Consider the following 7,505-nt stretch of genomic DNA (forward strand, 5'->3'; position numbering starts at 1 on the left):
AGTTGATGAGCTGTTTACAGAGCATATTGAATATGCCATGTTATGATGATTTTGCTATATCAGCTTCGCATCATGGCCTAAATCAGCGATCCGGCGAGCCATAAAATGTGCATCCTGACTTAAGTTCAGGTACTGAGCGAGGAGTACACCATCGCCGTACTGAGTACATCGCGAACTCCCGTAAAAACTTACCGAAACCCTCGCCCTGTATACACATTATCTGACGTACTACGGAACGGTAAACCTAACCGACACGCAGGGAATGTTTTGAAATAAATAAAATAAGTCTGAAAAACAAAGAGGAAATACGGATAGCGAAACGATCACGAACTAAAACAAATAACCAAGATTGCTTTAGCCGTCTGTATTCTCCTCTGAGTCATGTGATATTGAGAGGAGTTGTAAGCGTTAAACTTAATCGTTCTGTTATTGAGTCTGATAAAACAATCAGTTAAAGTATTCCCGCCATTGGAAAATACCAATGGTCAGGGATTTGCACCCCTGAGTATCCAAACACTGGTAGGATGTTTCTGCCAGTGCGTTTGCTATCGCCCTTTCAATGGCGGTTCAGATGGGGGAGACTTCGGTCTCGCCGGTGGATACTCCGGTAGTGCAAACCCTGTCCGAATCGCCACCATCAATATTAATTAATGGAAGGGGTAGCAGGAATGAATAACAACATCAAAAATGACTGGCATCAGGCTGATATTATCGCTGCATTACGCAAACGTGGTACTACCTTAGCCGCACTTTCCCGTGAAGTAGGGCTTAGTTCATCAACACTCGCAAATACATTCAGCAGGCCGTGGCCTAAAGGTGAATGGGTCATCGCGAATTATCTCGGCATCCATCCCTCAGAAATTTGGCCTAGCCGTTATTTTAATCAGCGTGGTCAACTTATTGAGCGTAATGTTCGCAATAAACCACAAGAATAATCCCTCTCAATTTTTTGCCCAGCTTGTAAAAATGATAAATTTTAATATGAAGCCCTGAGCTTAAAATGGCAGTCTGATTGGCCATTTTTAAATCTCAGAGCTTTTTTCTTTTCAGCTATTTTTGTGTAATTTAATTTGGCGAACAAGGGGGTTGTTTTGGTTTCTGATTTTACAAACAAGCCTGCTGCAATCCGGCTTTGGCGAAAATTATCGTTTAGCGAACAAGGGGGTTGTTTTACTCTGGCGACACATGTTCATTCTTCAAACGTTCTATAATCAACTGCTGAATTTCATCTAATAAATCGACACTCACTCGGTTAAATTCAAATTTCACTTTGCGCCCGTTTGCACTACGACTAACCCGGGCATATTTATCCTTACTATCGAACGAAACAAGTTCTGTCGTTTCCCAACCTTTTATTGGGGCATCTGATGTCATTAATTCCAAAGCAACACTTAAATCATCCATAATGGAGCGCTGCTTTTTTTCTATCTCGCTGACATCAATACCTTCTGTTTCAACCGCAACTTCAGAACACAATTTATCGAAATCAATCTGAGCCTTTTCTGCTAATTTCTGGATCTTCGCCAAGCGAGAATAAAAACTGTTTGGTATCCCTTCGGAATCAGGAAAAATTGATATTAATTTCTCATCAATCAATGCGGCTTGAATACGCTTACGCACAGATTCCGCACTGATGCCCAGATACTTCCCTAATTCTTCATTTGTGCTGAATCCCAGCATTATCATTTTTTCTTGATACTGTGTTCCTACTTCACGATATGAAAATTTCTTTGAGCTTTGTGATGCATTAATCAGTGCATTGATATCATCTACAGCCAGATCATCCGGTAATACCCATAATGGCAAATCAGATTTCGTTTTCAGACAGCAATACCGACGCCGGCTACCTTCGATAAGAGCAAATTTATTATCGCGTTTAATTGCAATACCTTCGGTATCAACGCCTCTTGCCCTGATCTGACCCAGAATATCGCGGACTGCATAATCATCTATGGCGTTCTGATTACGAGGGTTCATCTCATGAACAAAAGTCAGATTCTCGATTTGTTCAGCACTGATAACAAGGTGCTCAGCTTCAACCTTACGCCCATCCGCAAGAGTAAATAACCGTTTTAATTTTACCGCCGGTTTTAATGAAGATAGGCCGCTCTTCTGCTCGAAGCCGGTTCTCTTATGCCCGCTTAAATAAATGTCTTTATTACTGCCGCGCTCTATCGCTGTCATGATTTATCCCTCGCTTTTCGTAGAGATAATTTTTATCTCATTGATAAATTGCTGGTAGACCGACTGCACTGACATATCGGCAAGATCAAATTGTTTTACTGAACATAGCTCCTCTGATTTTTTGATATCCAGAACCGTTCTGCCTTTTTCTGCCGCGGCAACGAAGGCTTCAGAATGCTTGAGATTCGTTGTCATGAATTTGTCCTGAACCGTTCTGACTAACTTATTCAGCGTCCGCATTTCATGCTGGCTTTTATCATCGACATTCACAGCCAACATTTTCAGCCATTTAATATTTTCCCCACGTGATGGAAATTGCTTCAGTCGGGAAGCCAGCGTCAGCATGTAGTTTGTCGTTGAAGCAAAATCATATTCACGAGGTGTGATCGGAATTAGCAACGCATCAGCAGCTTCAGTTACTGACCAGATAATCGGGGAATCTTGTGGCGGCGTATCAATGAAAATTAAGTCATATTTATTTTTCAGTATCGGTATCACAACATCTCGGAACCGGGTTAACAGCGTCTCTCTTTCTTCTTTATCCACACTCCAGTAGATATCAGTAAATCGGTCATCAGTAGGAAATGCGGGAATAACGTCAAGATTGGGTAAGTGCGTGCTGAACGGAATATTGCTGATTATGTCCACTTCCGCATAGCCCGCATCAATATACTTAGCAAATTCACCTTCCGGTTCATAATTTGCCAGCAGGATATCCGTGATTGTCAGGAAAACATCATCCTCAGTCGTCGAGCGAATCATGTTACTGCCAATCGAACCCTGAGGGTCAAAATCAATAATACAGATACGTGCATTCAGGTTCAGATCCAGCGCAGCAGCAGTACCTAATGTCACTGTCGTGGTACTTTTTCCTGTCCCCCCTTTATGATTTTCCGTGACAATCACTCTGGGAAGATAGGTATCACTGTATTTAGGTGCCTCCAATTCATTCAAAATAGTCTGAACATCAAAACGGGTATAGAGGTGATTTTTGTTCTGATAAATCGGTTCACTGATCATTTTTTGGCTCTCTAAGTCCGCCAGAATTTTGCTGAACGTATTCCTCGATTTCCCGAATAAATCAGCCAGTGCTTTCTTATTCATACAATGGTTGTAAATCAGACGATCCAGCCCATCAACCTGTTCATCAGAAACATTAACGCGAGAAGACTCAGTAATGGATTCTTTAAGTGAACATTGCTCGCTTTTCATTCTCTGACCGATAACCAATATATCTTCTAATAATCTCATATATGAATATCCTTCGTTATTTCAGTGTAGGAATGAAACATCTTACTTCATTCAGATTTAAATATATCATATAGAGATAAAAGCGCATTAAAATGCAAAATTAACGCATTTAATGCACTACAAAAAGTTATAAGACAAGTTCATTTTGGCGAACAAGGGGGTTGTTTTCCCAATTTGGAAGCCATTATGGTAATGTTAGAATTAATGGAGTACAATGTACTCTATAATAAAGAGGATTTATGAGTGAGCCATGCAATAGAGTTTATCGAAACCAGTCTGTTTACCCGACAGATAAAAGAAATTGCCACTGATGATGAGCTAAAAGAACTTCAACGAGAGCTTATCGAATCACCGAATAAAGGCGATCTCATTCGTGGTACCGGAGGGTTACGCAAAATCAGAATGGCGGCAGGCTTGCAAGGAAAAAGCGGTAGCGCCAGAGTGATCTACTTTCTTGCAACTGAAGAGACCATCTATCTGGTGATGGCTTATCCGAAAAGTAAAAAAGACAGCTTAACGGATACCGAAAAAGCTGAATTGAAAAAACTGACAAAATTACTAAAAGATGAGGTGTAACATGAGTTTTTTTGACGAACTGAAAGCATCCCTCGAAGAAGCCGTTGAAATTAAACAAGGTAATAAAGCTGCTGCACGTGTGACCCGATACGAAGTAGCCGACGTCAAAGCGATTCGTGCTCAACTGAATATTTCACAGGCAGAGATGGCAAAGGCTTTAGGCACAAGTGTTGATACGATTAAAAGCTGGGAACAGAAACGCCGAAACCCGGCAGGACTCGCAGCAAAAGTGTTAGCGATTATCCAGGATAATCCTGATTTTTATAAGGCGTTGGCGGCGCATTGATGGGTGTTATAGCTGTAGTACGGGCAACTGCAGAATTCGGAAAAAATAGTACGCTAAGTGTAACAGACAGGCCATGAGTGTCAGTTTGAACCATACGCGATTCAACTTATGTCTTTGACGGGTTATTGTACCATGAATCAGATCTGCGCATTGAAGAGCATTACACCGATACAGCAGGCTTTACCGATCATGTAGTTGCGTTGATGAATCTGCTTGGTTTTCGTTTCGCCCCACGTATTCGTGACTTGAAGGAGACCAAACTCTATATTCTGAAAAACAGCAAAGATTACTCGGCGCTGGACACAATGATTGGCGGTACACTCAATATCAAACACGTGCGTGCCCATTGGGATGAAATTTTGCGATTGGCCACCTCGATCAAACAAGGAACGGTGACAGCGTCCCTGATGCTCAGAAAAATTAGCAGCTATCCCCGCCAAAATGGCCTGGCCGTCGCATTGCGCGAGCTAGGACGTATTGAGCGCACACTGTTCATTCTCGACTGGCTGCAATGTGTTGAATTACGGCGCCGTGTCCATGCTGGACTAAACAAGGGAGAAGCGCGTAATGCACTAGCCAGGGCGGTGTTTTTCAACCGGTTGGGAGAGATTCGTGACCGCAGTTTCGAGCAGCAACGTTACCGGGCAAGCGGACTCAATTTAGTGACAGCGGCAATCGTACTATGGAATACGGTGTATTTGGAACGTGCAATACAGTCGCTGCATGCGGCTGGCAATGTGATTGATGAACAATTATTGCAATATCTGTCACCATTGGGTTGGGAACACATCAATCTGACCAGCGACTATGTGTGGCGGCAGAATAAAAAGGCTGATGTCGGGCTGTTCCGGCCATTACGGCATCATGAAAAAGCTTAGCGTACTATTTTTTCCGAATTCTGTGGTTGCCCGAATTCGGGTTAACTACTAACTATTTAAATGATATATTTATTTTTTTGCTGTCAGAAGGAGCTTGATTTTGCCAGTAGCCAATCGGCGCAAGTTTATTAAAATATGTGCACAAACAGCAGGAACCGTCTTCGCGATGGCTTCGCTGTCTAATTGCATCCGCTTGGCGATAGCCGCGGAGGGTGAAGCTGTTGCCAGCGATGAATTCCTGTGGTTGGAAAATTTGCAGGGCAAAGCCGCACTACAGTGGGTGAAACAAGAGAACCAGCGCACCATTGCACGTTATGTTCAGGGAGATAGTTTCCGTAATCTGGAACAACAGGTACTGAATATCCTCAACGAAGACACTCAAATCCCGTGGGTCAGAAAATACGGCGATTACTATTATAACTTCTGGCAAGATCAGGCCAACCCACGCGGCCTGCTGCGGCGCACCACACCGCAGGAGTACCGAAAAACCAAACCTGCGTGGGAAACGGTGTTAGACATTGACGCGCTAGTCAAGATGGAAGGTAAGGACTGGGCGTACCACGGTTCGCAGCCACTGGCACCAGAATACAGATATTGCCTGATGAAGCTTTCACCGGATGGAGGTGATGCTACCGAAATCCGCGAATTTGACCTGATAGCCAAACGCTTCGTTAAGGACGGTTTTAACGTCCCAGTGGCTAAAAGCGAAATATCGTGGATTGATAAAAACACCGTGTTTATCGCTACTGATTTTGGTCCTGGCTCGATGACTCAGTCTGGCTATGCGCGTATCGCTAAACGTTGGCGGCGAGGCACATCGTTGAGCACTGCCGAAACACTGTATGAAGCACAGCCAGAAGACATGATGGTATTCGCTTATCACGATCGCACGCCGGGCTTTGAACGAGATTATGTAGGCCGCAGTCTGGATTTTTATCGCCGTGAATATTTCTTACTGACAAACCAGAATCGGCAGATCAGGATTGATACCCCAGCAGACGCAGAGATTAACACCCATCGTGAATGGCTGTTAATCAGGTTGAGCCAAGATTGGGTAGTGCTCGGAAAACGTTATCCGTCCGGTGCATTGCTAGCGGCAAACTTCGACGATTATCTGGCGGGTAAACGCGAATTGCAGGTGCTATTCACACCTAATGAGCAGACAGCACTGAGCGGTTACAGCAGCACGCGTGATCATCTAATCCTCAATATTATGAATAACGTGATAAACCGACTTGAGGTATTAACTCCGCTGGGCAATAGTTGGCAGCGACGATCATTGGGTAATCCAGGCTCCGTCTGTACTATTTCCGCTGGCGGTATCGATGAAGAAAATAATGATTATTTCTTGATTATAAGTGAATTTTTGAACCCTGTTTCGCTGTATATGGGCAACCTCGACGGTGGAGAAGCAAAGTTACTGAAGCAGGGGCCACAGAGCTTTGACGCGAGTAAATATCAGGTCAGCCAGCATTTCGTTCGCTCCAAAGACGGTACACGTGTTCCATATTTCCAGATTTCAGATAAGGATCTCAAGTTGGACGGCAGGAATCCAACATTGTTATACGGCTACGGTGGTTTTGAAATATCTTTGCTGCCGAACTACATAGACTACGAGGCACCAACCTGGCTGGAACGAGGAGGGGTATATGTGGTCGCTAATATTCGTGGCGGAGGTGAATATGGACCCGCCTGGCATCAGGCAGCGCTCAAGCAAAATCGCCACCGTGCCTATGAGGATTTCGCTGCGGTAGCAGAAGACTTGATTGCGCGAAAGGTGACGTCATCACAACATCTTGGGGCTAGGGGAGGCAGTAACGGAGGTTTGTTAGTTGGCAATATGCTGACATTGTATCCGCAATTGTTTGGCTGCATAGTTTGCGAAGTGCCGTTGCTAGATATGCAACGCTATACTCAGCTTTCTGCTGGAGCCTCATGGATTGCTGAGTATGGCGATCCTAGTAAACCGGATCAGTGGGCGTATATAAAAACTTTCTCGCCATATCACAATATTAAGGCTCAGGGGAACTACCCTCCAGTGCTGTTCTATACCGCAACCAGCGACGATCGAGTCAATCCGGCACATGCGCGTAAGATGGCGGCACGTATGCAAAAAATGGGCTACCAACAGGTGTATTTCTATGAAAATACCGGGGGGGGACACAGTGCCGCAATCGATAAAAAACAGTCTGCATTCCATAGCGCGCTGGTTAGCGAATTTATGTGGTTCAATCTGGCAGAATAAAAAGGCTGATGGCGGGCTGTTCCGGCCATTACGGCATCATGAAAAAGCTTAGCGTACTATTTTTTCCGAATTCTGTGGTTGCCCG

The 7,505-nt window shown here is 44.2% G+C and carries 7 protein-coding genes and 1 pseudogene; 6 read left to right on the top strand and 2 right to left on the bottom strand.

Annotated features, from left to right (window positions below):
• Nucleotides 1–429: 429 nt before the first annotated feature.
• A complete protein-coding gene (locus AAY47_RS22140; RefSeq protein WP_160300221.1) occupies nucleotides 430–651 on the top strand; it encodes a hypothetical protein in 222 nt (73 codons plus the stop codon).
• Between the two features lie 17 nt (nucleotides 652–668).
• Complete coding sequence (locus tag AAY47_RS19250; protein WP_047771955.1) at nucleotides 669–935, top strand: helix-turn-helix domain-containing protein; 267 nt, start codon at nucleotides 669–671, stop codon at nucleotides 933–935.
• Between the two features lie 235 nt (nucleotides 936–1,170).
• Here AAY47_RS19250 and AAY47_RS19255 read toward each other — a convergent pair whose 3' ends face one another.
• Both AAY47_RS19255 and AAY47_RS19260 read right to left on the bottom strand, forming a co-directional pair.
• Nucleotides 1,171–2,184, bottom strand: a complete 1,014-nt coding sequence (locus tag AAY47_RS19255; RefSeq protein WP_047771957.1) for a ParB family protein — start codon at nucleotides 2,182–2,184, stop codon at nucleotides 1,171–1,173.
• Between the two features lie 3 nt (nucleotides 2,185–2,187).
• Nucleotides 2,188–3,435: a ParA family protein gene (locus AAY47_RS19260; protein WP_047771959.1), complete on the bottom strand. Its 1,248-nt coding sequence runs from the start codon at nucleotides 3,433–3,435 to the stop codon at nucleotides 2,188–2,190.
• Nucleotides 3,436–3,678: 243 nt separating this feature from the next.
• Here AAY47_RS19260 and AAY47_RS19265 point away from each other — a divergent pair, with 243 nt between their 5' ends.
• From AAY47_RS19265 to AAY47_RS19280, 4 genes and pseudogenes are all read left to right on the top strand, one after another.
• Nucleotides 3,679–4,011 carry a type II toxin-antitoxin system RelE/ParE family toxin gene (locus tag AAY47_RS19265; RefSeq protein ID WP_047771961.1) on the top strand — a complete coding sequence of 111 codons (333 nt, stop codon included), beginning with the start codon at nucleotides 3,679–3,681 and terminating at the stop codon, nucleotides 4,009–4,011.
• Nucleotide 4,012: 1 nt separating this feature from the next.
• On the top strand, nucleotides 4,013–4,297 hold the full coding sequence (gene nadS, locus AAY47_RS19270) for a NadS family protein (protein WP_047771963.1): 285 nt from the start codon (nucleotides 4,013–4,015) through the stop codon (nucleotides 4,295–4,297).
• A gap of 92 nt (nucleotides 4,298–4,389) precedes the next feature.
• Nucleotides 4,390–5,175 (top strand): annotated as a pseudogene (locus AAY47_RS19275) (Tn3 family transposase); the annotation flags it as partial.
• 166 nt (nucleotides 5,176–5,341) lie between these two features.
• Nucleotides 5,342–7,420 carry a prolyl oligopeptidase family serine peptidase gene (locus AAY47_RS19280; protein ID WP_047771966.1) on the top strand — a complete coding sequence of 693 codons (2,079 nt, stop codon included), beginning with the start codon at nucleotides 5,342–5,344 and terminating at the stop codon, nucleotides 7,418–7,420.
• The last annotated feature ends 85 nt before the right edge of the window (nucleotides 7,421–7,505 follow it).

Source organism: Xenorhabdus griffiniae, assembly GCF_001028135.1.
GTDB lineage: Bacteria > Pseudomonadota > Gammaproteobacteria > Enterobacterales > Enterobacteriaceae > Xenorhabdus > Xenorhabdus bakwenae.

Coding starts and splice junctions, on each gene's coding strand:
- AAY47_RS19255 (WP_047771957.1), bottom strand. CDS start 2,184: ATGACAGCGATAGAGCGCGGCAGTAATAAAGACATTTATTTAAGCGGG.
- AAY47_RS19280 (WP_047771966.1), top strand. CDS start 5,342: ATGGCTTCGCTGTCTAATTGCATCCGCTTGGCGATAGCCGCGGAGGGT.
- AAY47_RS19260 (WP_047771959.1), bottom strand. CDS start 3,435: ATGAGATTATTAGAAGATATATTGGTTATCGGTCAGAGAATGAAAAGC.
- AAY47_RS19250 (WP_047771955.1), top strand. CDS start 669: ATGAATAACAACATCAAAAATGACTGGCATCAGGCTGATATTATCGCT.
- nadS (WP_047771963.1), top strand. CDS start 4,013: ATGAGTTTTTTTGACGAACTGAAAGCATCCCTCGAAGAAGCCGTTGAA.